Genomic DNA, 23,599 nt, shown 5'->3' with positions numbered 1-23,599 from the left:
GGCCGGACCTGTAAGGCCTGGCTTTTTTCATGTTGTCACGATGAACTTATTGCACCATTGATAAATTTTATTATAGTCCTTAGATAGGCTCAGCATGCGACGTTGTTATATTAAGCCGCTAACTGTACTTCAACCTTGTTTATAAGCGCGGACATATCAAAAGGCTTATGGAGTATATCATCCGGGGCACCGGCTTGGTTTAAGGTGGCTTCTATGTCGTCTTCTGCAGAGCAGATGATAACGGGGGTGTCTTTGGTGGATTTATTAAGCTTTAAAATTTTGCAGATGTCGCGCCCATCCATGCCCGGCATGTTTGCATCGATGATCAGCAGATCTGGATGGCTGTTTTGTACCTCCTCTATCACATGGTCGCCATTGGGTAGCGAAGATACCTCATAGCCGCTATTGATAAGGATATAACTCATGACCTCCAGTATCAATTCATTATCGTCAACTATTAATATTCTCTTGCACATAATACAAGGTTGTGCAAAGCCCGTGCCGTAAATTATTACGCCGTTAATATACAGTCAATTAAAGCGGGTATCGATCACAAAAATAGCTAAAATTAAAAAGCATAAGATGTTTACACCTTATGCTTTCAAATATAATATGTGGCTAAACCGCCAGATATGTATTAAATATGGATGAAAAATTCGCTGGCCGGGCGGCGAACTTTCGCGGCATTGGCTGTGGCATCATCTTCAGAACGGTAACCAATGGTGGCCATAACGGTTGCTGTTAAGCCTTTTTCCTTTAAACTTAACACTTCATCAAAGCCGGCCGGGTCAAAACCTTCCATCGGGCAAATATCTACATCCTGGTCTGCAGCAGCAGTAATCAAAACACCTAAGCCAATATATGCTTGCTTTTGCGCCCAAATCAATAGTTGCTCTGGCGTACGGCCCTTTATGGCTCCTAATACCATTCCCTCAAAGCCTGCTAAAGCCTCGCGCGGAATGTTGCGTGTAACAGCAACATTGTCTATGTATTTTTTACCAAAATCTTCGTTGATATTTGTTTCGGCAGCGAATACAATAAGTTGTGAAGCATCGGTAATTTGCGGTTGACCGTAACCTACAGCTTTTAATTTTTCGCGTGTCTCAGCGTCCTCAATTACCAATACGCGGTAATGTTGTAAGCCTATTGATGAAGGCGCAAGTTGCACGGCATCTAATATGGCTTGTAATTTATCGGCAGGTATTTTTTTTGTCGTGTCGAACTTTTTGGTGGCGTAGCGCCATTTTAGTTTATCTACTAGGGACATGTTATTTTCTTATTTAGTTATCCGGAAGTAAATGTAGATGTTGCAACACGTATAAAAGTCATAGAGAAGTAATACTACTATATGATAGATAATTTTAGAACTCGTTGGCTGTAGAGCGAAGGTCGCCGTATTCTTCGCCCTCGAAATGAGCGGTGTTTAAGGTTGGATCAATCTCAAGATTCCAGTAGGAGTGCTGGTTGTTCAAGTCATTTACAATGGCCGAGCAGCTGAAGGTAAGCTGCAACCTATAATTAACGCGGATACGCCCATTCAGCGTAACGGCATCAAAGCGTTTTACCTCAAATGTAAGCGCATCAAATTTTGATGAACCAAATTTGTCCCGGTTCTCCTCGGTTAACGCCTCCAATAACAAATTGTAGGGCTGCATACCGGGTTTAAACAAGTTGTCGATAGTTGCTTGTAAAGCGTCGTTATCCCGCGGGATATTAAAACCTTCCGTTAATATGATATCGAACCTTTCTTGCATGGTTAAGGCATGCGGTCTTTTAACTCGTTAACCTTTTCTTTACCCTCGTCCTTCAGGCGGTTCTTTTCGGCTTTTATTTCTTTTCTGGTACGGCCGGCGGTGTCTACGTTATCAACTTTAAGTTTATAATCGGCTTTCACTTTTTCAATTTCAAGCTTAAGGCGGGCTTTAATGGCATCGTTCGTTTCCTCTATTTTTTTCTCCATTTTAGCCGCGGTAGTATCTTTTTTACCGAAGATGCGCTGGAAAAAATTTGGCTTTTTAGGCTCTTCAAAAACAGGCGCGGCAACACCCACGCCGCCACCGCCTTCATCTTCGGTTTGGTGCATCAGGCTATCGGCAACAGCAGTATCAACAGGTGCAATGGTTTTGCGCAAACCCTCGCGCAGGCGAACGCTGTAAAAGCCGTACGCGCTGGTATCACGGGGCGTAAGGCCTTTGCCGGCCATCAACCGGCCTATGAGGTTAAAGTAACCGTGCAAGCCCTGCCTAAGGCTGCCATCAGGCTGAAAAGCATATAAGCCCGCTTTAGGTTTAGGAACAATGCTGGCCAGGAAAATACTTTCGCCAATGGTTAACTGAGAGGGGGATTTACCAAAGTAATACCTTGATGCTTCGCCAATGCCGTAAATACCCCGGCCCCATTCAATAATGTTAAAGTAAACCTCCAGCATGCGGTTTTTGCTCATAATACGGTTATTCTCTATCAACCATACGATCAGTATCTCCTCTATCTTACGCGACAGAGTTTTGTTCCTGCTCAGGAAAGCATTTTTTATCAGCTGCATGGAAATGGTACTGCCGCCGCGCTTAAATTTCTTTTCCTTAATATCCGTAATAATAGATTTACGGATAGACTCGTCCACAAAGCCACGGTTGCTGTAAAATGAAGGATCCTCGGCCGTCATCACCGCGTTGCGCACGTTTGGCGAAATTTGTTCTAATGGCGTAAAGTTTGATGCCCCGGCCCCGATGGTATGCGGAGGCATAGCTTTGCCCTCTTCGTAAGGCGTGTAAACAAAGGTATTATTAAGCTTGCCAAGGTCGGCACGGCCATATTTCAGGATCTTAAAATCGCCGTCCTTTTGAAGGCGAGAATCAAATACCAAATCGTCCAGATGTGCACGGTTCAAATACATATTTAAGCTGTAATTAAGCTTGCCGGTTACCTTAATGCCTTCTAACGACTCAAACATCCCCGTAGGGAACGAATCAAAAACGTCCTGCGCGTTTATCCAGCCGGTGTTTACCTTTGCCTCGTAAACCTTAACCGGGTTAAGGGTGTATTTGAAGTACGGACTGGCCGTTAGTTTTTTGAGGTGGATAACCGATGAACTGTCTAACGATACATAATTTCGCCCTACAAAAATATTGGCATCAATAGCCCCATAAGGCACCACAATATCGCTTACAGATAGCCCGGGATGGTTTAACAACAGGTTACGCACACTCCATGAACTATATATCTTGGTTTCGCCGCCGCTGTTTTTAACGTTACTTAGCTTGGTGCTGATGGTATCAAAATTCAGCTTCAACTTAAATTTCTTTTCGATGATGGGCAACTCTACCTTTTTGCCTTCGGCGTATAAATGTACGTCGATGTCTTTGTCAGATGGCACCATCTTGCCATCGATATGCCAAATTGCATCACCGTTATTTACGTTGATGGTAGACGCTAGCTTACCATCTTTAATGATAGCCTTTTGGGCCAGCAGGTTAAATTTGGTGCTATCATCCACAAAACTTATTTTAAAGTTATGCAACGAGAGGTTATCGGGTATCTTATAAAGCACCTCGTTGATAAGATTGTTGGAGAGCTCGGACAGGTCAACCTTATTGCCGGTGTTGGTGGTGTCTTTTTTCTTCTTGAACAGGAAATCGAAGTTTTTTACCCCTTTAACGCTGGTAAGGTTTAAGAAGCCATCCTGTAATATCACGTCGGCCAGTTTTATATTGCCAAAAATCAATGGAAATATCTTAACGCTTACACTAAAATTCTTGATAGCCAGCAGGCTGTCACGCTGGAACGGAACTATGCTAATATCGGTAAAAGCTACTGTACTTAAGCCCGTAAAACTTGCCGACCCTATTTTTACATCTAAATTATAATCCCTTTTTGCTTTTGCTTTAGCTTTGTAGATAGCTTTTTGGAGCAGTACCTCGCGTTTTGAGTAGGCAACATATCCGCCTATTAGCATAATAACTACTAATATTAGAACGGTTATACCTGCAATACGGATATATTTGGGGTTGATACGGCGCATATTGAAACTTTGCTTCAAAACTAAACTAAATATGATGGTGCAAACGGTTGCAAACTGCAAATTGTTTTCTTAACAAACGCATACCGGTACCTGTTTTCGTATTTTTGCGATGAAATATATATGGAATTTACTAAAGAACAAGTTTTACAAGCCCTTGGAAATGTTGAAGAGCCAGATCTGAAAAAAGACTTGGTTACCCTTAACATGATCCAGGATATACATATCGAAGGCAATAAGCTAACCTTTTCTGTTGTGCTTACTACACCGGCGTGCCCGCTTAAGGCATTAATTGAAAACGCATGCCGCAATGCTATCAGCCACTTCATCAGCAAAGAGATAGCGGTTACCGTGAACATGACATCGCAGGTTACTACCCAACGCAACACGGGGGTGCCGGGTGTTAAAAACATCATCGCGGTAGCATCCGGGAAAGGTGGTGTGGGTAAATCTACCGTATCGGTCAATCTGGCGCTGGCACTTTCAAAAACGGGCGCTAAAGTCGGTTTGATAGATGCGGATATTTATGGCCCATCTATCCCGATAATGTTTGGCCTGGAAGGTGTGCGCCCTAAGGCAACACAGGAGAACGGCAAAACACGCATAGAGCCGATTGAAAAATTTGGCATAAAATTGCTTTCGATAGGTTTCTTTACAGACCCTAATCAGCCTGTTCCCTGGCGCGGGCCAATGGTATCAACCGCGGTTAAACAATTATTTAACGATGCCGACTGGGGAGAACTGGATTATTTAGTGATAGACCTGCCACCGGGCACGGGCGATATCCACATTACGGTTACACAAAGCTTCCCGGTTACGGGGGCTGTAATTGTTACCACGCCGCAAAATGTTGCCCTGGCCGATGCTAAAAAAGGTATCGGGATGTTTATGATGCCGGCTATTAACGTACCTATTATGGGAGTGGTAGAGAACATGGCCTACTTTACCCCGGCAGAACTGCCAGATAACAAATATTACATTTTTGGAGAAGGCGGTGGCCGCAAGCTGGCGCAAACATTAGATGTGCCCTTTTTGGGAGAGATACCGTTAATCAAGGGCATCAGCGACTCGGGTGACGCGGGCCGGCCGATAGTGATGGACGACGATAGTGTAATGACTACTGCATTTATGGAAATGGCGAGGCGTGTTGCCCAGCAAGTTTCTATTTGTAACGCCCAAAGGGCCGATGCTGCACCAAAACCCTCCCCGGTTGGGTAGGGCTTAAAAAAGCCTCCCTTATTGGGGGAGATTTACAGGGGACGTATAAGGATGTTGATTTTTATTAATAACTTTACTTTATAATTTAAATAGATAATGAGTTTAACAGACAGGGTGGAAGCAGCGTTGGATACCATAAGGCCTTACTTAGAGGCAGATGGCGGTAACGTTTCTGTTGAAGAAATAACCCCTGAAGGTGTTGTGAAGGTAAAACTATTGGGGTCATGCGGATCATGCCCCATGAGCATCATGACGTTGAAGGCAGGAATTGAACAGGCCATTTTAAAGGCCGTTCCGGAAATTACCGGCATTGAAGCGATGAACCTAACCGATATTGATGACCCCAATGCGGTGCTTCCCGAAAACTTAAGATAGTGTTAATAAGTGTTAAATACGTATATTGATAATTTTCAATGATGTATTTTTACCTGCTTGTTTATACACCGCAGGTAATTTGCGTTAAAGTAATAAATGAAAAGATTAATTGGCATATTGTTTTTACTGACATCCTTATCAGCATTTTCTCAGCAAAAAGAGAAACCGCTGGTACAGTTTACGGGTGTGGTGTACAATGCCGATAGCGCCGGTGTGGTTGTGCCTTACGTAACGGTAACAAACAAAAGCAGCCACAACACGGTAAATATTACCAACTATAAAGGTTATTTTTCTTTTGTAGCGCACGAGCAGGATTCCCTGCAGTTTACCGCTATTGGTTTTGCACCCGCTACGGTTGTGATACCTGAAAACAGTAAAAGCAAAAGCTATACCGTACAGGTTACCATAAAACAGCAAATGATAAACCTGCCAATGGTAAGGGTTTTTCCATGGGCTACTACTGATGAGTTCCGCAAAGATTTTGTAAACGCCAAAATAGCGGATGACGACCTGGAGATCGCCCGTAAAAACATAAGCCGCAGCTCTATTGCAGCCATGACAAATACTTTGCCCCGTGATGGCCAGGAGATTCAGTCTGCAAACGCGCAATACATGCACCAGGATATTGTTAACCAGCACTCGCGTACCAACCCTTTACTTAACCCGCTTGCATGGGGCAGTTTGATCAAGTCGATCACCGATGGGGACAGTAAATAAGGTGTAGTAATTAGAGGTTAGTTAATTAGTGATTAGTTTAAACATAGAAATAATAAAAAAGCAGGATGGTAAACATCCTGCTTTTTTCGTTTATATAAAGTTTTGTTTCAGAAAGATAGGCCCTGATCTTCAATCAACCAATCACTAATCTTTACCTTCCTTTTTTGGCTGCCGGGAATTTCATGCGATAATCTACGTCAACGGCGCCTTTAGAGATATCGTTAAGGCGTTTTTCTATCAGGCGTTTACGCAGGGGGCTTAGTTTATCGGTAAATAATTTACCTTCTATATGGTCGTATTCGTGTTGAATAACTCGGGCTGCCATACCGCTGATCGTTTCTTCGTGATGCTTCCAGTTTTCGTCGTAATACGAGATCTTAATGGTAGGTTTGCGGCTTACATCCTCACGGATATCGGGGATGCTTAGGCAGCCTTCATTAAAAGACCATTCTTCGCCGGTTTCTTCAAGGATGGTAGCATTGATAAATGCTTTTTTGAAATCCTTAAGCGCAGGCTCTTCATCGTCAAATGGCGTAACGTCTACCACAAACAAACGCATAGACATACCCACCTGTGGGGCTGCCAAACCAACACCGCGTGCACCGTACATGGTATCAAACATGTTTCCCACTAATTCTTTAATGTGCGGGTACTCATCTGGTTCAATAGACGTGGCCTTTTTCCTTAAAACAGGATCGCCGTATGCTATTATAGGATATTTCATATTGCAAAGGTAGAAGTTTTCTTATTTAGGCTCAAATAATAAGGTTATCATACGGTCATTATCGAAGATCTCATTGCTGATCTCCAGCAGGCCTTCGGCGGTAACGGTGTTTATTTTGGCAAAAATATCTTCTAGCGAATCTATCCGCCCAAAATCCATCAGGCTTTTAGCCATCGAGATAATAAGGCTCATGCGGCTTTCTTCGGCCAGGGCTATCTGCCCAATAAATTTCTCTTTAGCCTGTTTAAGCTGTATCGTTCCAAGCTTATTGTCGCGTAGTCTTTTCAATTCTTTATGTACCAACCTAAGGGCTTTATCGGCTTTCTCGGCATCGGTACCAAAGTAAATGGAAAAGATACCGGTATCGGTTAACGATGTGTAATTAGATTCGATAGTGTAGGCAATGCCGTATTTCTCCCGAATCTCGAGATTTAAGCGGTTGCTCATGCCCATGCCGCCCAAAACGTTGTTAAGTAACAGCAAACCATATTTGTTTTGATGTGCCGATGGATAGGCCCTGCTGCCCAAAATGCAATGCGTTTGCGAAATGGGTTTCTTTAAGGTATAGATACCCCTGCTTATTGGCTCGGGCGCTATGCGATGTTTTTCATTGGTATTTTCGGGCACGCTGCCAAAATACTTTTCGCAAAGCTTTATCAGCTTCTTAAAATCGTAGTCGCCATAAACGGCGAAGATCATCTGGTGGGTATTATTATTGGCGGTGATGAATTGTTTTATATCCGCACCATTCAATACGCCAACACTTTCGGGCGTGCCTAAAATATTGTTGCCTATGGGGTGGCCTTTAAAAAGGTACTCCTCAAAATCATCCTGGATGGCCTCTTCGGGTTGGTCCAGGTATGACGAGATCTCGTCCAATATCACACCACGTTCTTTTTCCATCTCATCTTCGGGGAAGGTAGAGTGGAACAGGATATCCTCGAACAGATCTACCGTGCGCTCTAAATGCTGTTTTAGTAACGACGCGTGGATACAGGTATATTCTTTGGTAGTGTAAGCATTAAGGTCGGCACCAACAAGCTCCAGTCGGTTCAGGATCTGCGGGGTATTTCGCCTTTCGGTTTCTTTAAATAACAGGTGTTCAATAAAATGCGCGAGGCCTTCTTTTTGAGGCAACTCATCGCGCGAGCCGGCGTTAAGCACAAAACAGCAATGTGTGATAGGCGAAGGCGAATGTTTAAATAATATGCGGATGCCGTTTGGCAGCGCGTGAACCTGGTGATCTGTCATAAAACGTTCAAAGATAGCGTATAAACGTGCAAATTGTTTGGTATTGCTTATGTTTACCTCATGAAATTACAAATTGCCGACCTTGAATTTGAACCCATGTACTCGCACGAGGCTATACAGCAACGTATTGTTGAACTTGCGCAGGCTATAAATGATGATTTTGAAGGCCGCCAACCTATTTTTGTAGGGATCTTGAACGGAAGTTTCATGTTTGCATCAGACCTGTTGAAGGAAATTGTTGTGCCATGCGAAGTAACCTTTACCAAACTGGCATCGTACTTTGGCGGACTATCGAGCACCCGCACCATCCGCGATGATTTTGATCTGCATGTAAACATAACCGGGAAAGATGTTATCCTGCTGGAAGATATTATCGATAGCGGCAACACCATAAAATACCTGATAGAAAAACTACAGGTGCGCAACCCGGCATCTATTACGGTATGCACCCTGCTTTACAAACCCGATTCTGTTGAACACAGCATAGAAGAGTTAAAATACGTAGCCTTCCAGATCCCCAATAAGTTTGTTGTAGGTTACGGTTTGGATTATCGCGAGTTAGGCAGGAATTTGAGGGGGATTTATCAGAAGGTGGGGTAACTCTCGATGATTCAATTGATTTTCAATAATAGGAGAACTTCGGCAATTACAATTACTTGCATAATTTGCTGGGCGTGTGCATTTATTAATCTTAAATTATTTCCAAGCTATTCTTTTGGTCTTTTTATTTGGCTGCCTGCGGTGCTGGGGGCTTTGTCAACTATATTATATGCCTATAAAAATGAGGTAAGAAAGATATCTTGTTTCAAGTTGACCTTAGCAACGCTTTTGATTTTTTGTTTGGGATTATTAACCTTCGCATTTGAAGGGGTTATCTGCATTGTGATGGCCGCCCCAATCGGGATGTTATTTGCATGGCTTGGTTATTTGATAGGTTATGAAGTCGTTCGGAGCAAAACGGTTAATCCATCATTGATTGCGATATTTTTAGTAATATCGATGCCCATAATAAGTGGGTTTGAATACCTTAAAAGCAAGAGTGATACAGAGCAATTAAGATCTGTTACCACTCGTATAATAATAAAAGCCTCGCCTGGGTCTGTTTGGAAAAATGTAATTCAATTCCCGCAATTAACCCCACCTTCGGAACTGATTTTTAAAGCGGGAATAGCTTATCCGATTAACGCCAAGATTGACGGCGTTGGAGTCGGCGCCATCAGGCGATGTAATTTCTCAACAGGAAGTTTTGTTGAGCCAATAACTGTTTGGCAGGAACCACATCTTCTTAAGTTTGATGTAGATGAGCAACCGGAAACGATGAAAGAAATTAGTCTTTACAATCTTCATCCCAATCATTTACATGGCTACTTTGTTTCTAAACACGGTCAGTTTAATATAATAAAGTTGAAAAACGGCGACACATTATTAGAGGGTACCACGTGGTATAGTAATAATATTAAGCCTGGTATATATTGGAACCTTTGGTGCGATTTTATTATTCATAAAATCCACGAACGTGTTTTAGATCATATCAAAGCTGAAGCTGAGAAAGCCGGTTAAACCGGCTGAACCAACGTCATCTCACTCAATATCTCCAACGCTTCATCAATATTGCCAATGCGTTCTATACTTAGGCGGAGGGTGTTTTTTACTTCTTTAAGATTGGTGCGGCGCGGGTTGCGCTGTACAAATTCCAGTACTTCCTTAAACGCGTCTGTTTCAAAATAGGCCGATTGCTGGTTGGTAATAAAGTAGCCGCGCAGTACATTCTTCTTTAACGATACCTTCTCAAAGCCGATTGTCTTGCCCAGCCATTGCAGGCGCATGGAGTTCAGTAAGTCGTGTACTTGTGGCGGGATAGGGCCAAACCTGTCATGCAGTTGCTGTTTAAAGGCCTGCAATTCGGTTTCGTTATCCAGCCTGCTAAGTTCGGTGTATAGGTTATAGCGTTCGCCAATGTTGGTTACATATTCATCAGGGATCAAAATCTCCTGGTCGGTATCTATTTGGGTGAACGATACGTATGGCCTCGGCTTATCATCAGGGAACACGCCTTTAAACTCGTCTTCCTTCAACTCCTGGATGGCTTCGTCCAATATCTTGTGGTACATATCAAAGCCTATTTCGGCTATAAAACCACTTTGCTCGGCACCTAACAGGTTACCGCTGCCGCGGATGTCCAGATCGCGCATGGCTACGTTAAAGCCGCTGCCCAGGTCGCTGAATTCCTCTATCGCACTCAGGCGTTTGCGTGCCTCGTTGGTCAAGGTACTTAACGGCGGACTAAGCAAATAACAATATGCTTTTTTGTTGCTTCGCCCAACGCGGCCACGCATCTGGTGCAGATCGCTAAGGCCGAACATGTGGGCGTGGTTAATGATGATGGTATTGGCGTTGGGGATATCCAAACCAGCCTCGATAATGGTTGTTGCCACCAACACATCGTACTCGTGGTTCACAAACTTTAGCATTACATCTTCCAGTGCATCGCCTTCTAACTGGCCGTGGGCAATACCTATGCGGGCTTTTGGCACCAGCTTGTGAATCATGCCGCCAAGCTGCGGCAGATCTGCAACGCGGTTATGGATAAAGAACACCTGGCCGTCCCGGTCTATCTCTTGCTGTACCGCGTCTTTTATCAGCGTATCGTTAAATACGTGCAACTCGGTAAGTACCGGCTGACGGTTGGGCGGCGGGGTAGATATAATGGACAGATCGCGCGCACCCATTAACGAGAAGTGAAGCGTACGTGGTATAGGGGTTGCAGTCAGCGTTAGCGTATCTACATTGGCGCGCATGTGCTTTAGTTTTTCCTTTACAGATACACCAAACTTTTGCTCCTCATCTATGATCATCAACCCCAGATCCTTAAACTTTACATCCTTGCTCACCAGGCGGTGTGTGCCGATGATGATATCTACCTTGCCTTCTTTTAATCCCGCAAGAGTGTCTTTGATCTGCTTGCTGGTTTTAAAGCGGTTCACATAATCGATATTCACCGGGAAGCCCTTAAGCCTATCACTAAATGTTTTGTAATGCTGGGCCGCTAAAATAGTGGTAGGCACCAATATGGCTACCTGCTTGCTATCTGCAACGGCCTTGAAGGCGGCACGCACGGCTATCTCGGTTTTGCCAAAGCCCACGTCGCCACATATCAGCCTATCCATAGGGTGCGGCGACTCCATGTCTTTTTTGAAATCAACAGTGGCTTTTTCCTGGTCGGGCGTATCCTCGTAAAGGAAGGATGCTTCCAACTCGGTTTGCAAGTAACTATCGGGCGAAAAGGCATTCCCTTCCTGTGCTTTGCGAAGGGCGTAAAGCTTGATCAAGTCGCGGGCAATGTCCTTAACTTTTTTTTTTGTTGTTTTCTTAAGGCGTTCCCAGGTATCCGTTCCCAGCTTGTTCATGCGGGGTTCAGTGCCCTCTTTACCGCTGTATTTGCTGATGCGGTTAAGGGAATTTATGTTTACGTACAGCAGGTCGTTATCGGCATAAACCAACCGGATCATTTCCTGCGTTTTGCCGTTCACCTCCACTTTTTCCAGGCCTGCGTATTTACCAATACCGTGATCGATATGGGTTACAAAATCGCCGGGCTTAAGGTCGCGTAGTTCTTTAAGCGTAATGGCTTGCGAACGTTGGTAACCCTTCTTAAGCTTGTATTTATAATAGCGATCAAATATTTGGTGATCGGTGTAGCAAGCCAGTTTTTGTTCGCGATCTATAAAACCCTCGCGGATGCTGATGCTCACGGGGGTGAACTTTACGGTTTTATCCAGATCTTCCAGAATAGCGTAGAGGCGTTCTACCTGCCTTGCAGAATCGGTTAGAATGTAATTCTCGATCTTTTCGGCCTCGTTATTTTTAAAGTTATGGATCAGTAGGCTGAAATCCTTATTAAACGATGGCTGCGGGCGCATGTCAAAATGGATAGGCGTGGCATCGGTATAAAAAAATTGCTTGCCAAATTCAACCAACGGAAAATCATGCAGTTGGTCGGCAATTAGTTTCTCATCAGTAAAGCTAAATTTAGGGTCTATCCAATCTGGGTTTTGGTTCTTTTCATCAGCAGATAAAGCCTTCCAAAGTTGAGTGGCCTTTTTGTGACCGGTTTGGATAATATCCAGCGTAAACTGCACATCTTTTATCCATACCTGCGTACCGGGCTCTACATATTCCAGCAGGGAGATGTTATTCTCCGTCAGAAATTTAGATTGTACATTGGGTACAATGGTGATGTTTTTTACCTGCTCAACCGAAAGTTGGCTCTCTATCTCAAAGGTGCGGATAGATTCTATAATGTCGCCAAAAAACTCCACCCGGTAAGGCAATTCGTGCGAGAAGGAGAAAATATCCACAATACCACCACGTACCGAAAACTGTCCCGGTTCGTAAACAAACTCTACGCGGTCAAAATCATACTCCACCAAAAACTCGGTGATAAAGTCTATATTCAGTTTATTGTTGACGGAGATCTCCAATGTATTCTTTTCCAGGGAGGCACGGTCTATCACCTTTTCGGCCAATGCCTCGGGGTAGGTTACGATAAGCTGGCCGTATTCGGTAGAATGGTTAAGTTCGTTCAGTACCTCGGCGCGCGCCAAAACGTTGGCACTATCGGGCTGGGTAAATTCAAATGGTTTACGGTATGATGATGGGAAAAGCAGGGCCTCTTTACCGGTAAGGTTCTCCAGATCGGCCAAAAAGTAAGAGGCTTCTTCGCGTTCGGGCAACACAAATACCATGTGCTTGTGCTGTAAAAAATACAACGCTGCCGCCATGGCCGCATCACCCGATCCGACTAAACCACGAAGCTGAACCCTTGGACTTTTACCGGCATTTAAGGCTTGCGCCAATGCCTTTATCCGCTCGTCGGCCTTGTATCTCTCTAATATATCACGGATGTTCAAAACGTTGTAAATATAGGTAAAAAAGCCTTTTTTAAACAGACCGAACTATTTATCATAAAATTAAAGCAAACAATTTGCGCTTATGTTTACTTTTAAATGATATTTTGAAATCGCAAAAGTACCAAACTTTATACAACATGAAAAACTCAGTAATATTTGGATTAATAATAGGTGTTTTAAGCTTAATTTGGCTTTTTGTAATGCGCCAAACAGGCTATAACTTGTCAGACAGTAAAGCAAACCCAATAGAATACGTATCTATACTAATACCAGCTATAGGTTTATTTTTCGGCGTAAAGCAATTTCGCGATGGCGAACTTAAAGGCAAAATGGGCTTCCTGGAAGCGTTGATACAAAGCTTTAAGATACTATTGGTTGGCGGCGTATTTGCCGTATTTGCAGGCATCATATTTATAAACTGGGGTAACGGTGATAGTAACGACACAACGTTCCAGAGTTTTAGCGGCCGTATTTTTGGCGCCCTGCTTGTTGGTGTTATAGAGGCTTTTGCAGTATCTTTATTGCTTACCACCAAAAGCAACCGTGTCGATTAGGAAAATATTTAACCGGTATTTCGAATTAACCTTCTGGATTTTGGCTTTGGCCTGCCTGGCGTTTACTAACCCGGCAGGCCAGAGCCATTTTAGTTTGTGCCCGCTAAAGCTGCTCGGCATTACCTGGTGCCCGGGCTGCGGCCTTGGGCATGCTATTTCTTATTTGTTTAGGGGTGATGTTAAAAACTCGTTTCATGCCCATTGGCTTGGCATCCCCGTTCTGCTGCTTTTATTATACCGCATTTGCACGCTTCTTATAAATAAGCAATATAACTTTATCGCCCCACGTCGGTAAACAAATCCCTGCCGTATTTCGCCGAATAAATTACCACGCTTACCGATGCTTTATATCTGGTTGCCTATTATCCGTAGGCTAATTTGCCATTCGATAGTAGTTTTACATCATCAAATCACACAATAAAACTTAAAAAGATGAACACTTACAATCCTTATATGTCACTGCCAGGCATCACAACAGAGGAAATGGCAGTTTTACATCAAGCAACAAACGACTTGACAGACGCCCAAAAACAAAACTTTTACATGATCTATTCAGGCAAAAGGCGCAGCCCTCAGGACATCCTGATATTTACATTGCTTGGCTTTATCGGCATAGCCGGTGTGCAACGCTTTTTAGTTGGCCAAACATTGATGGGTCTGTTCTATTTTTTCACCGGCGGCTTTTGTTTGATCGGTACCATTGTTGACCTTATAAACCACCAATCATTGGCGAACGAGTACAACCAGAAAATGGCTTACGAGAGCTTCCAAATAGCTAAAATGGGCGGCTTCAATCAATAATAATTAAGTTATATAAATTAAAATCTTAAACCATATCACAATCATGAAAAATTTAAAAACACCTGCAACCCATAAATTAGTGTCACGCTTTGACAAAGAACTAATGAGCATTTTAATGAACGACCTTAAAACACTTAAGGCCCGTAACCTTAAACACGCGGCTTTATAAGGCTACCTAAACCTTATCACAATACAAAGAATCAAAACGGGGTAAGAATTGGCAAACCGGCAACGGTTGGCGCCAAAGAAAATATTACCTGAACGTTTTGATTTTTTTTGTTCTTTTCACCCTGACTTCTTCGAAAGAGTGGGCTTTAAAAAGGGCGGATGTAATGCCGGGAATAGATTACTCCCCCGCGGCACTTCGGTCTTACCCTCTTTGCGAAGCAGAGAGGGTCGACAAGCGTAGCGATGTCGGGGTGAGTAAAATCGCAAAGCGACGACATTGAAAAAAGTCTGCCCTATCGGGGGAGATTTAGAGGGCAACAAATTTCCAATCTTCGCCTTACCTTATTATCTTAGTGAAATTATGAAATTAGCACAGCTAACTACTTACCTGGAAAGCCTGGCTCCGCTGGCCTTGCAGGAAGATTATGATAATAGCGGATTGATAGTTGGTCAGCCGGATATGGAGATCAGCCAGGCCCTCATCTCGCTTGATTGTACCGAGGCCGTAGTTGATGAAGCCATTGCCACGGGTTGCGAGGTCATCATCTCGCACCACCCTATAGTATTTAAAGGGCTTAAAAAGTTCAATAGCAAAACCTATGTGGAGCGCGTGGTGGAAAAAGCCATCCGTAACAACATCGCTATTTACGCTATCCATACCAACCTGGATAATATTATGACGGGTGTTAACGCCCGCATTTGCGAAACTATTGGTTTAACCAATGCCCGCATATTGGCACCCAAACATAACCTGCTTAAAAAACTGGTTACCTATGTGCCCGTTGCGCAGGCCGAGCAGGTGCGTAAAGCATTGTTCCATGCCGGGGCAGGCCATATTGGCGAGTACAGCGAAAGCAGTTTCAACGTAGAAGGTACCGGCACCTTTAAAGGCAGCGAAAGTAGCGACCCTTATGTAGGCGAGCCCGGCGTGCGCCACCACGAGGAAGAAATGCGGATAGAGACGGTTTACCCCGCCAACCTGGAGAGCAAGATAATTATGGCGCTGGTTTTAGCGCATCCGTACGAAGAGGTAGCATATGATCTTTATAACTTAACCAACCAGCACCAGCAAATTGGCAGCGGTATGATAGGTGAACTGGAAATACCAATGGACGAAGCTGATTTTTTGGGCGAAGTAAAGGCCGCTATGGACTGCGCGGTTATCAGGCACACGGCACTTACGGGCAAGCAAGTTAAAAAAGTGGCTGTTTGCGGAGGCTCGGGAGGCTTTTTATTGAAGCATGCAATAGCCGCCGGCGCTGAGGTTTTTATTACTGCGGATTATAAATATCACGAGTTTTTTGATGCTGAGGGAAAAATAGTGATCGCAGACATCGGACATTTTGAAAGTGAGCAATTTACGCAACAATTATTGTGCGAAATTATTCAAGAAAAATTTCTTAACTTTGCCATCCGTTTAACAAAAGTGAATACAAACCCCGTCAAATATTTTATTTAATGGAACAAACCATAGAACAAAAGCTTAAAGCTTTATACGACCTGCAAACCATCCACACCAAAATTGACAAAATACGCCAGGTAAGAGGTGAATTGCCTATGGAAGTTGCTGATTTGGAAGATGATGTTGCCGGCCTTGAAACCCGCATTCAAAAAATTAAAAATGAGCTTGATGATCTTGAGGACGAAATTGTAACCCGCAAGAACCTGATCAAAGACTCTCAGGCGAACATAAAAAAATACGAGACTCAGCTTAACGAGGTTAAAAACAACCGCGAGTATGATGCAATTTCTAAAGAAATTGAGATACAAGGCCTGGATATACAAGTAAGCGAGAAAAAAATTCGTGAGTTTGGTTTTGAGATCTCTTCAAAAACAGCCATCTACGAAAAGGCGCAGGCTGACCTTGATGCCCGCCGCAGCGACCTTGATGCTAAAAAAGATGAGTTAGGCACCATCACCGCCGAAACAGAAAAAGAAGAAAATGAATTAACCGGCCAGGCAGAAAAAGCTACAGCTACTACTGATGAGCGTTTGCTTATTGCTTACAACCGTTTGCGTAAAAACGCTAAAAATGGTTTAGCGGTAGTTACTATCCAGCGTGATTCGTGTTCTGGTTGCTTTAACCAGATCCCGCCTCAGCGCCAGTCTGATATCCGTCAACGCAAAAAGATCATCGTTTGCGAGCATTGCGGCCGTATCCTGGTTGATGAGTTAATGGCTCTTGAAGAAGAGAACGTATAATTTGAACCCGTTCATAAACTTATATTAAAAAGGCCCCGTTTACGGGGCCTTTTTTGTTACCCGAAATGCTGTGCGAGGAGCGTAGCGACACGGCAACCTCAGCATATCCGTGTGTGTTGTGAGATTGCCGCTATCGCATAATGACACGGTTGTAGTTTTTTTCAAATAAAATTCCATTCCCAGCGTTAAGGGTTATCTTTACCACCGAGAAGATTTGAGATATGGGATTACCGCTAAGGATTACTTTTAATGACAAGGATTATGTTTACCAGATAGTAAACAGCCGCCTTATTAACCAAAATACTACTGAACTTGAGCTATTGCTGAACGGCGAAAAGCTGCAACTGATCAAAGAAAACACCATCTGGATTCAAAAAGAAGGCGAAGAACAACTCGATCCTAAATTTGTGCAGGCGCTGGGCAGGTCGGTATCGCTTAGGTTGCGGATGTAAGGTTTAGGTAGTTTTATAAAGGTACCAACCGTTACCTAATTCCCTTATTAAAATAAAATTAGAGGCAGTAATTTCGGGCATATCAGTTTTATTAGGGATATACATGTAGCCTACGGCATTGTCAAGTATGCCACCTATTAGAAAGGTAAGTGTGTTTTTTGTACTATTGCTGTTAGGGTAAACGTTATCAATAAACAATAACTTTAATTGTTTACGGACGTCATCAATTCCCTTCATATCCCGTGTACCGTTATCTAACGATGTAATTCCTTTTGCAACTAAGGTTTCCCTTGTTTTTTCAAACGCATCTTTATTATTATTAAAGTGTAATATGAGGGCGCTGTCCGAAGCCAATGTTAAACTGGTATTCCCTAATAAATATTGATACTCGCTTTTCGATTTAAACATTCTGTTATCCTTTTTTACAGTGTGCCGTGCAGCTATTACACTATCAACTTGTTGCGGGCTAAATGCTTTCAGATCCTCGTTTATTTTTGCGATTATACCGGTCATGGCAAGGGCTCTAAAAGCACTTACTTTCCAAATGGTATCCTTTTCAAAAAATAAATAGGAATCGAATTGCTGGGAATCCCTGGTGATAGTAACATTTATCATCGCCAGTTTATCCGTTTCTTTTAAAGTAAGAAATGATAGTTTAATGCCAGGCGCTATATCCGATCCATTGGGATGCCCATCAAATTCACCGGTACAATAACTTTTTAAATTATCGAAAGGTTCTTTAGATAGTAGTTTTTTAGCAAGCTGTAGCGGGGTATAGGTTTGAGCGTTACAAAGTGATGCTGAAAAAAATAAAGCGGCGATAAGGATTAGAGGTTTCATTTAACGGAAATCGTGAAAGCGAATATATTATTATTTATTCATCATAATCTGTCAAAACATACTCGTCTGCTTCCCGCCTTTGGGTGTAAACAATGTAAAGTCATACGGGGGCATTTCACGGCCTGCTAAGAAGCGTACGCAAGCCATACGGTATAATTGGTGTATCGACTGCGCAACGTGGCCCTCGCCGCTCATCCGGCGGCCAAAATCACTATCGTTAAGGTTGCCGCCGTGGCAGGCTTTTATCATATTTAGCACCTTATCTGCCCTGTCGGGGAATGCCTTGTAAATCCAATCGGTAAAGATCTCGGCAATGGCGCCATTCAGCCTAACAATGGTAAAGCCTGCGTCAACCGCGCCACGGTCGGCAGCGGCTTTAATAATGTCGGGAATCTCGTTGCTGTTCAGTCCCGGTATAATAGGCGCAACCATCACCCGGCAAGGGATGCCTTTTTCAGTCAGCTTCTGGATAACAGCCAGGCGGCTCATCCCGGTAACGGTCCGCGGCTCCAGCTTTTGCCTGAGTGTCTCGCTTAGCGTGGTTATAGAAACATTGACGTGAGCAAGCCGCATGCTTGCCAGTTCGCCTAAAATATCCTTATCCCGCAGTACTACATTATTTTTGGTAATGATGCTTACCGGGTGCCGGTATTTTAAGAACACTTCTAACAACCCCCGGGTAATTTTTAGTTTACGTTCTATAGGCTGGTAGCAATCCGTATTGCCCGATAAAATGATAGGTACGGGTTGATAGCCTTTTTTGTTCAAGTATTTTTCGAGCAGTTCGGGCGCATTGCGTTTTATGATGATCTTGCGCTCAAAATCCAGCCCGGCGCTAAAGCCAAAATATTCATGACTGTTGCGGGCGTAGCAGTAAATACAACCATGTTCGCAACCCTGGTATGGGTTTATAGAATGGAAATGGCTAAGATCGGGGCTGTTGGAAATGCTGACGATCTTCTTTGGGGTTTCTTCAAAAAGTTGGGTGTGGGTGTTCTCCAGTAACTCTTCGTCCAGCCCCTCTATATGGTCCAGCACATATTTGTTTTTTAAAAACCTGTTGTGGGTGTTTACCTGCGCCCCTCTACCCTTAAAAAATTCATCATTCTCCGCATGTGACATAAGAACAAATTTGCTAATTATTTTAGCAAACTACAATTCTATCATGTTATTTTTTATGGCGTATCCCCAATACCAATGGTTTTACATTCTCATCAACAGGCGGAACAGTCGCAAAAACGAGTTCAAAATCGCCAAGTTTTCGGTGAACACGGTAGACCTTGGTAACGACCAAACCACCACTATTACCGGCTCGGGCGAGTATTTATAGTACGCCAATTCACACAAATAGCAACGGCGCATGTTTACACCACATGCGCCGTTTTTTGCAACGTTTACTTTATAAACCCGTATCACGCCTTGCCGATAGGTTTTCATCCCGCCCAAATAAAGCAAGGGTGAACAAAGCATTAAATGCGCTTTATAAAAGCATTACAACCAAGCCGGGAAAAAAGGGCTTAGTAATCCCTTTTGATGCCTATAAAGACAAATTCATCATCCTGTCTGACCAACATAAGGGCGCACGTGATGGTGCGGATATATTCGCCAAGTCGGCTAAGAACTACCTGGCCGCACTTGATAATTATTACAAAGAAGGTTTCATCTACATAAACCTTGGCGATAGCGAAGAGCTTTGGGAAAACCTGTTTGTAACCGTTAAACGCCACAACAAAGTCACTTTTGAAAAAGAAAAACAATTTATACCCGGTGATAGGTTTGTAAAGATTTTTGGTAACCACGATCTTTATTGGGGAAACGACCCGCTGGCCGCTGTTAGTCTATTCCAGATCTATGGGCGGGCCATCCGGGTTTATGAAGGGGCTGTATTGCAAACCACAGTAAACAATAAGCCGCTCGAAATTTTTATGACCCACGGCCACCAAGGCGATCTGCAAAGTGATGGCAACTGGTTCAGCAAATGGTTTGTGTCTGATATATGGGGCCCATTACAAGGCTTTTTGCGCATTAACCCCAATACTCCTGCTTATAATAATCAGCTAAAAACCGACCATAACCGCATGATGTACGAGTGGAGCAGCCGGCGAAAAAACATGCTGCTGATAACCGGGCATACACATCAACCGGTATTTAGATCGTTAACGCAGCTGGAGATACTTTACATAGGGTTGGATAATGCCAAAAAAGCAAAAGACAATGTAAAGACTGCTGAAATTGAAAAGAAAATAACCGCCCTGCACCTGCACGGTAACACCCAGCCCGATTTTAATGGATACCTGGATACCTATTTTAATACCGGTTGCTGTTGTTTTAATGACGGCGATATCACCGGGATAGAGATTTCAGATGGGTACATCCGACTCATTAAATGGGCTTACCATAAGAAGGTAAGTGAAAGGCTTGTTTTGGAGGAGTGTAAATTGGAAGGGTTGCATATTTTAAGAGAAGCGGAGTAACCTGTGCGAGGAGCGCTCTTCGATCCAAAAACTACGCACCTTACTACCCATCTATCCATCCAACAAAAACACAAACAACTCCTTGGGCCCGTGAGCGCCAAGTACCAATGTTTTCTCGATATCCGCAGTGCGGCTTGGGCCGGTTACGTGGGCTATCATGCTTGGCACGCGGCTGCCGTATCTCTTTTTTAGCAACCTAAATCCATCTTTAAGATCGAGCACCATTTGCGAGGTGTAGGCCAGCACAATATGCACCGGGGGATATATGCTTAACCGGCGGCCTGCAGCATCGCCGTTAGAAAGCAATATGGTGCCGTTACGGGCAATTAAAGCTTCGCAAAGGGTAAATCCTACTTCTGCTTGCTCAAAATCTTTATCAGTCTCAAAAAAAGGATATTCGTATGTGTTCAGTATTTCCTGTAATTTAGGTTCCCAGCAGTAAATTTTGTGCCACTTGCGTTCTTCAGCAAGCTCCAAAAGGCTTTCAATAAATTGCACCTCATCTTCACAAAAAACGAACCGGCCGCTAACACCAGTAAACGCTTCTGCAAATAAAACCTCCAGCATCTCCTCGTTTGGGGGGTACATGGGCAGGTCTTCCAGGTTGGGATATGGATTATCGCGTTTCTCTAAAAGCGCTTTACGTACTTTTTTTAAAAGCTTTTCTTTTGATGTAGTAATATCCCTCATTGGTATTCAAAAGTAACAAGTAGAAAATAAAAAATCGCAAGCCTTATCCACAAATGCGGATAAAAGACTTGCGATCTTAAATATGTAAGCCCTAATTATTTATTTTTCTGAAGATGGCTCTTCGGGCACATCTATCATAGAAAGTTCGGGGTTAATCAGTTTATCGGGGATGGCGTTGTTATCCGGTATAAGTTCCGGTTCGCCATTAACAAATTTATCATAAGCCGTACGGTGCTCAAACGGCCTTTTGCCCAATATCTCCTCGAGATCCGATTGGAACAGTACCTCTTTCTCCAATAATTTGGCGGCTACATTTTCAAGTCCCTCGCGGTGCAGGTTCAACAGATCTTTTGTGCGTGCGTAAACAGATTCGATTAGGTTACGTACCTCGGCATCTATCAATTCGGCAGTAGCGTCAGAGTATGGTTTTACAAATTGGTTTTCGCCCTGCGGGTCGTAAAAGGAAAGGTTACCTACCTTTTCGTTCATACCGTATATTTTAACCATGCCGTAAGCAAGGCGGGTAATCCGTTCCAGATCGCTTAAGGCACCCGTAGTAATTTTGCCAAAAATGATGTCCTCGGCAACCCTGCCACCCATAGATAGTGTCATGTCATCGATCAGTTCTTCTTTGGCAACCAGGAACCGTTCGTTTGGCAGGTATTGCGCATAACCTAACGCGGCAACACCACGCGGAACGATAGATACTTTAACCAATGGATCGGTATGCTCCAGAAACCAGCCTGCAATAGCGTGGCCGGCTTCATGATAGGCAACAACCCGTTTCTCTTCGGGAGAGATAAGCGTATTTTTCTTCTCAAGGCCACCAATAACACGGTCAATAGCATCCTGAAAGTCTTTCATATCAACCGCCTCTTTGTTCTGGCGTGCGGCAATTAACGCGGCTTCGTTACAAACGTTAGCAATCTCAGCACCCGCAAAACCCGGGGTTTGGGCAGATAGTTTTTTTGGATCTACACCTTCGGCCAGTTTAATCGGCTTTAAGTGAACTTTAAAGATTTGCTCACGGCCAATCAGATCCGGTTTATCTATAGATACCTGCCTGTCGAAACGTCCCGGGCGCATTAACGCGCTATCCAGTACATCCGGGCGGTTAGTAGCCGCAAGGATAATGATACCAGAATCCGTACCAAAACCATCCATCTCCACCAGTAATTGGTTCAACGTATTTTCGCGCTCATCATTGCCACCCATCATGTTGTTTTTACCACGGGCGCGGCCAATAGCATCAATCTCATCAATAAAAATGATACAAGGCGCTTTGTCTTTTGCCTGTTTGAACAAGTCGCGCACACGTGATGCACCAACACCTACAAACATCTCCACGAAGTCGGAACCTGATAACGAGAAGAAAGGCACCTGCGCTTCGCCTGCAACAGCTTTAGCTAACAATGTTTTACCTGTACCCGGCGAACCTACCAGCAACGCGCCTTTAGGAATTTTACCACCCAGGTTGGTGTATTTTTTAGGGTTTTTAAGGAAATCTACAATTTCCATAACCTCTTGCTTAGCTTCTTCAAGGCCGGCAACATCATTAAAGGTTACCGATACCTGCGCCTCTTTATCAAACAAGGTAGCTTTAGATTTACCTATATTGAAGATCTGGCCGCCTGCGCCACCACCTGCACCACCGCCCATTCGGCGCATAATAAATAACCATACGCCCACAAGCAACACAGCCATTATCACACATTGAAAAAGCCAGCTGTTTAACAGGCTCTCTTTACCCTGCTCAAATTTAACTGCTACCTTATTAGCGTCTGGCACATCTTTTTGTGCTGCCGCTATAGATTGCTTTAAACTTTCGTAAGATGCATCGGTAAAATTGTATTGCGGCTCATTGCCGGATATGCCCAGGCTGCGCTGGCTTTTGTTGGCATCGGCATATTCAGATTTGCCTACACTGCCTTTTTTAAGGTAAACATCAGCAGTTATAAGGTCGCCGTTTTTGTAGGCCACAATGTGGTCAACATCGTTGTTGCGCAGCATTTGATTGCTTACCCTTTGAAAATCGATCGTTTTGCCGTTATTGCCGCTAATTAAGGTTGGTATAACCAGTATACCAATAATAGCAATGGCGTAAAGCCACATCAAATTAAATTTAGGCGGTTTCGGCGTAATTTTTTTATTCGGCACCTTGCGCAAAGGCTTAGGCGCGTCTGATTTCTTATTATCTTTAATTTCCAT

Annotated in this window: 25 protein-coding genes; 14 read left to right on the top strand and 11 right to left on the bottom strand. The window is 43.6% G+C overall.

The window, feature by feature from the left end; genetic code table 11:
• Window positions 1-110 precede the first annotated feature (110 nt).
• The 4 genes from ABIB39_RS02380 to ABIB39_RS02365 all read right to left on the bottom strand — a co-directional run bounded on the left by ABIB39_RS02380 (window position 111) and on the right by ABIB39_RS02365 (window position 4,036).
• Window positions 111-476, bottom strand: a complete 366-nt coding sequence (locus ABIB39_RS02380; protein ID WP_354427005.1) for a response regulator — start codon at window positions 474-476, stop codon at window positions 111-113.
• A 161-nt stretch (window positions 477-637) separates the two neighbouring features.
• On the bottom strand, window positions 638-1,267 hold the full coding sequence (locus tag ABIB39_RS02375) for an NAD(P)H-dependent oxidoreductase (protein ID WP_354427004.1): 630 nt from the start codon (window positions 1,265-1,267) through the stop codon (window positions 638-640).
• A 94-nt stretch (window positions 1,268-1,361) separates the two neighbouring features.
• A complete protein-coding gene (locus ABIB39_RS02370) occupies window positions 1,362-1,754 on the bottom strand; it encodes a hypothetical protein (protein ID WP_354427003.1) in 393 nt (130 codons plus the stop codon).
• 2 nt (window positions 1,755-1,756) lie between these two features.
• Window positions 1,757-4,036, bottom strand: coding sequence for a transglycosylase domain-containing protein (locus ABIB39_RS02365; protein ID WP_354427002.1), 2,280 nt, complete (start codon window positions 4,034-4,036; stop codon window positions 1,757-1,759).
• A gap of 102 nt (window positions 4,037-4,138) precedes the next feature.
• Here ABIB39_RS02365 and ABIB39_RS02360 point away from each other — a divergent pair, with 102 nt between their 5' ends.
• The 3 genes from ABIB39_RS02360 (at window position 4,139) to ABIB39_RS02350 (ending at window position 6,325) form a co-directional block, all read left to right on the top strand.
• Window positions 4,139-5,233 (top strand): Mrp/NBP35 family ATP-binding protein, encoded by a 1,095-nt coding sequence (locus ABIB39_RS02360; RefSeq protein ID WP_354427001.1) that lies wholly within the window; start codon window positions 4,139-4,141, stop codon window positions 5,231-5,233.
• Window positions 5,234-5,329: 96 nt separating this feature from the next.
• Entirely contained in the window at window positions 5,330-5,608 is a 279-nt protein-coding gene (locus tag ABIB39_RS02355) for a NifU family protein (protein ID WP_354427000.1), read from the top strand.
• A gap of 96 nt (window positions 5,609-5,704) precedes the next feature.
• A complete protein-coding gene (locus tag ABIB39_RS02350) occupies window positions 5,705-6,325 on the top strand; it encodes a carboxypeptidase-like regulatory domain-containing protein (RefSeq protein WP_354426999.1) in 621 nt (206 codons plus the stop codon).
• 151 nt (window positions 6,326-6,476) lie between these two features.
• On the opposite strand, the gene def is transcribed toward ABIB39_RS02350, so the two are convergent.
• Window positions 6,477-7,049: a peptide deformylase gene (def, locus tag ABIB39_RS02345; RefSeq protein ID WP_354426998.1), complete on the bottom strand. Its 573-nt coding sequence runs from the start codon at window positions 7,047-7,049 to the stop codon at window positions 6,477-6,479.
• A gap of 21 nt (window positions 7,050-7,070) precedes the next feature.
• Entirely contained in the window at window positions 7,071-8,300 is a 1,230-nt protein-coding gene (locus ABIB39_RS02340) for a M16 family metallopeptidase (protein ID WP_354426997.1), read from the bottom strand.
• Between the two features lie 60 nt (window positions 8,301-8,360).
• Here ABIB39_RS02340 and hpt point away from each other — a divergent pair, with 60 nt between their 5' ends.
• Window positions 8,361-8,900, top strand: coding sequence for a hypoxanthine phosphoribosyltransferase (gene hpt, locus ABIB39_RS02335; RefSeq protein WP_354426996.1), 540 nt, complete (start codon window positions 8,361-8,363; stop codon window positions 8,898-8,900).
• A 6-nt stretch (window positions 8,901-8,906) separates the two neighbouring features.
• Window positions 8,907-9,860 (top strand): SRPBCC family protein, encoded by a 954-nt coding sequence (locus ABIB39_RS02330; protein WP_354426995.1) that lies wholly within the window; start codon window positions 8,907-8,909, stop codon window positions 9,858-9,860.
• On the opposite strand, the gene mfd is transcribed toward ABIB39_RS02330, so the two are convergent.
• Window positions 9,857-13,210: a transcription-repair coupling factor gene (gene mfd, locus ABIB39_RS02325; RefSeq protein WP_354426994.1), complete on the bottom strand. Its 3,354-nt coding sequence runs from the start codon at window positions 13,208-13,210 to the stop codon at window positions 9,857-9,859. The two genes, ABIB39_RS02330 and mfd, sit on opposite strands and share 4 nt — an antisense overlap.
• Window positions 13,211-13,347: 137 nt before the next feature.
• Here mfd and ABIB39_RS02320 point away from each other — a divergent pair, with 137 nt between their 5' ends.
• From ABIB39_RS02320 to ABIB39_RS02290, 7 genes are all read left to right on the top strand, one after another.
• Entirely contained in the window at window positions 13,348-13,764 is a 417-nt protein-coding gene (locus ABIB39_RS02320) for a DUF4199 domain-containing protein (RefSeq protein WP_354426993.1), read from the top strand.
• Complete coding sequence (locus ABIB39_RS02315; RefSeq protein WP_354426992.1) at window positions 13,754-14,059, top strand: DUF2752 domain-containing protein; 306 nt, start codon at window positions 13,754-13,756, stop codon at window positions 14,057-14,059. Before ABIB39_RS02320 ends, ABIB39_RS02315 begins: the two co-directional genes overlap by 11 nt.
• A gap of 137 nt (window positions 14,060-14,196) precedes the next feature.
• The gene (locus ABIB39_RS02310) at window positions 14,197-14,565 is read left to right on the top strand and encodes a TM2 domain-containing protein (RefSeq protein WP_354426991.1); all 369 of its coding nucleotides are present in this window, start codon (window positions 14,197-14,199) and stop codon (window positions 14,563-14,565) included.
• Between the two features lie 43 nt (window positions 14,566-14,608).
• Complete coding sequence (locus ABIB39_RS02305; RefSeq protein WP_354426990.1) at window positions 14,609-14,734, top strand: hypothetical protein; 126 nt, start codon at window positions 14,609-14,611, stop codon at window positions 14,732-14,734.
• Window positions 14,735-15,094: 360 nt separating this feature from the next.
• Complete coding sequence (locus ABIB39_RS02300; protein WP_354426989.1) at window positions 15,095-16,192, top strand: Nif3-like dinuclear metal center hexameric protein; 1,098 nt, start codon at window positions 15,095-15,097, stop codon at window positions 16,190-16,192.
• A complete protein-coding gene (locus ABIB39_RS02295) occupies window positions 16,192-16,935 on the top strand; it encodes a zinc ribbon domain-containing protein (protein ID WP_354426988.1) in 744 nt (247 codons plus the stop codon). Before ABIB39_RS02300 ends, ABIB39_RS02295 begins: the two co-directional genes overlap by 1 nt.
• Before the next feature lie 221 nt (window positions 16,936-17,156).
• Window positions 17,157-17,387, top strand: a complete 231-nt coding sequence (locus tag ABIB39_RS02290; RefSeq protein ID WP_354426987.1) for a hypothetical protein — start codon at window positions 17,157-17,159, stop codon at window positions 17,385-17,387.
• 3 nt (window positions 17,388-17,390) lie between these two features.
• Here ABIB39_RS02290 and ABIB39_RS02285 read toward each other — a convergent pair whose 3' ends face one another.
• On the bottom strand, window positions 17,391-18,227 hold the full coding sequence (locus tag ABIB39_RS02285; RefSeq protein ID WP_354426986.1) for a hypothetical protein: 837 nt from the start codon (window positions 18,225-18,227) through the stop codon (window positions 17,391-17,393).
• Window positions 18,228-18,278: 51 nt separating this feature from the next.
• Window positions 18,279-19,349 carry a PA0069 family radical SAM protein gene (locus tag ABIB39_RS02280; protein WP_354426985.1) on the bottom strand — a complete coding sequence of 357 codons (1,071 nt, stop codon included), beginning with the start codon at window positions 19,347-19,349 and terminating at the stop codon, window positions 18,279-18,281.
• Window positions 19,350-19,392: 43 nt separating this feature from the next.
• Here ABIB39_RS02280 and ABIB39_RS02275 point away from each other — a divergent pair, with 43 nt between their 5' ends.
• Window positions 19,393-19,557 (top strand): hypothetical protein, encoded by a 165-nt coding sequence (locus ABIB39_RS02275; protein WP_354426984.1) that lies wholly within the window; start codon window positions 19,393-19,395, stop codon window positions 19,555-19,557.
• Window positions 19,558-19,600: 43 nt separating this feature from the next.
• Complete coding sequence (locus ABIB39_RS02270; RefSeq protein WP_354426983.1) at window positions 19,601-20,701, top strand: metallophosphoesterase; 1,101 nt, start codon at window positions 19,601-19,603, stop codon at window positions 20,699-20,701.
• A 51-nt stretch (window positions 20,702-20,752) separates the two neighbouring features.
• Here ABIB39_RS02270 and ABIB39_RS02265 read toward each other — a convergent pair whose 3' ends face one another.
• Window positions 20,753-21,391, bottom strand: a complete 639-nt coding sequence (locus tag ABIB39_RS02265) for a LutC/YkgG family protein (protein ID WP_354426982.1) — start codon at window positions 21,389-21,391, stop codon at window positions 20,753-20,755.
• Window positions 21,392-21,490: 99 nt separating this feature from the next.
• On the bottom strand, window positions 21,491-23,599 hold the full coding sequence (gene ftsH, locus ABIB39_RS02260) for an ATP-dependent zinc metalloprotease FtsH (RefSeq protein ID WP_354426981.1): 2,109 nt from the start codon (window positions 23,597-23,599) through the stop codon (window positions 21,491-21,493).

The sequence above is a fragment of the Mucilaginibacter sp. UYP27 genome (assembly GCF_040547175.1).
Taxonomy (GTDB): domain Bacteria; phylum Bacteroidota; class Bacteroidia; order Sphingobacteriales; family Sphingobacteriaceae; genus Mucilaginibacter.
This window is presented reverse-complemented; position numbering and strand designations above follow the sequence as displayed.

Excerpts from the sequence above, each read along its gene's own strand:
- ABIB39_RS02380 (WP_354427005.1), bottom strand. The coding sequence starts at position 476 with ATGTGCAAGAGAATATTAATAGTTGACGATAATGAATTGATACTGGAG.
- ABIB39_RS02375 (WP_354427004.1), bottom strand. The coding sequence starts at position 1,267 with ATGTCCCTAGTAGATAAACTAAAATGGCGCTACGCCACCAAAAAGTTC.
- ABIB39_RS02370 (WP_354427003.1), bottom strand. The coding sequence starts at position 1,754 with ATGCAAGAAAGGTTCGATATCATATTAACGGAAGGTTTTAATATCCCG.
- ABIB39_RS02360 (WP_354427001.1), top strand. The coding sequence starts at position 4,139 with ATGGAATTTACTAAAGAACAAGTTTTACAAGCCCTTGGAAATGTTGAA.
- ABIB39_RS02355 (WP_354427000.1), top strand. The coding sequence starts at position 5,330 with ATGAGTTTAACAGACAGGGTGGAAGCAGCGTTGGATACCATAAGGCCT.
- ABIB39_RS02350 (WP_354426999.1), top strand. The coding sequence starts at position 5,705 with ATGAAAAGATTAATTGGCATATTGTTTTTACTGACATCCTTATCAGCA.
- def (WP_354426998.1), bottom strand. The coding sequence starts at position 7,049 with ATGAAATATCCTATAATAGCATACGGCGATCCTGTTTTAAGGAAAAAG.
- ABIB39_RS02340 (WP_354426997.1), bottom strand. The coding sequence starts at position 8,300 with ATGACAGATCACCAGGTTCACGCGCTGCCAAACGGCATCCGCATATTA.
- hpt (WP_354426996.1), top strand. The coding sequence starts at position 8,361 with ATGAAATTACAAATTGCCGACCTTGAATTTGAACCCATGTACTCGCAC.
- ABIB39_RS02330 (WP_354426995.1), top strand. The coding sequence starts at position 8,907 with ATGATTCAATTGATTTTCAATAATAGGAGAACTTCGGCAATTACAATT.
- ABIB39_RS02320 (WP_354426993.1), top strand. The coding sequence starts at position 13,348 with ATGAAAAACTCAGTAATATTTGGATTAATAATAGGTGTTTTAAGCTTA.
- ABIB39_RS02310 (WP_354426991.1), top strand. The coding sequence starts at position 14,197 with ATGAACACTTACAATCCTTATATGTCACTGCCAGGCATCACAACAGAG.
- ABIB39_RS02305 (WP_354426990.1), top strand. The coding sequence starts at position 14,609 with ATGAAAAATTTAAAAACACCTGCAACCCATAAATTAGTGTCACGCTTT.
- ABIB39_RS02300 (WP_354426989.1), top strand. The coding sequence starts at position 15,095 with ATGAAATTAGCACAGCTAACTACTTACCTGGAAAGCCTGGCTCCGCTG.
- ABIB39_RS02295 (WP_354426988.1), top strand. The coding sequence starts at position 16,192 with ATGGAACAAACCATAGAACAAAAGCTTAAAGCTTTATACGACCTGCAA.
- ABIB39_RS02290 (WP_354426987.1), top strand. The coding sequence starts at position 17,157 with ATGGGATTACCGCTAAGGATTACTTTTAATGACAAGGATTATGTTTAC.
- ABIB39_RS02285 (WP_354426986.1), bottom strand. The coding sequence starts at position 18,227 with ATGAAACCTCTAATCCTTATCGCCGCTTTATTTTTTTCAGCATCACTT.
- ABIB39_RS02280 (WP_354426985.1), bottom strand. The coding sequence starts at position 19,349 with ATGTCACATGCGGAGAATGATGAATTTTTTAAGGGTAGAGGGGCGCAG.
- ABIB39_RS02275 (WP_354426984.1), top strand. The coding sequence starts at position 19,393 with ATGTTATTTTTTATGGCGTATCCCCAATACCAATGGTTTTACATTCTC.
- ABIB39_RS02270 (WP_354426983.1), top strand. The coding sequence starts at position 19,601 with ATGCGCCGTTTTTTGCAACGTTTACTTTATAAACCCGTATCACGCCTT.
- ABIB39_RS02265 (WP_354426982.1), bottom strand. The coding sequence starts at position 21,391 with ATGAGGGATATTACTACATCAAAAGAAAAGCTTTTAAAAAAAGTACGT.
- ftsH (WP_354426981.1), bottom strand. The coding sequence starts at position 23,599 with ATGGAAATTAAAGATAATAAGAAATCAGACGCGCCTAAGCCTTTGCGC.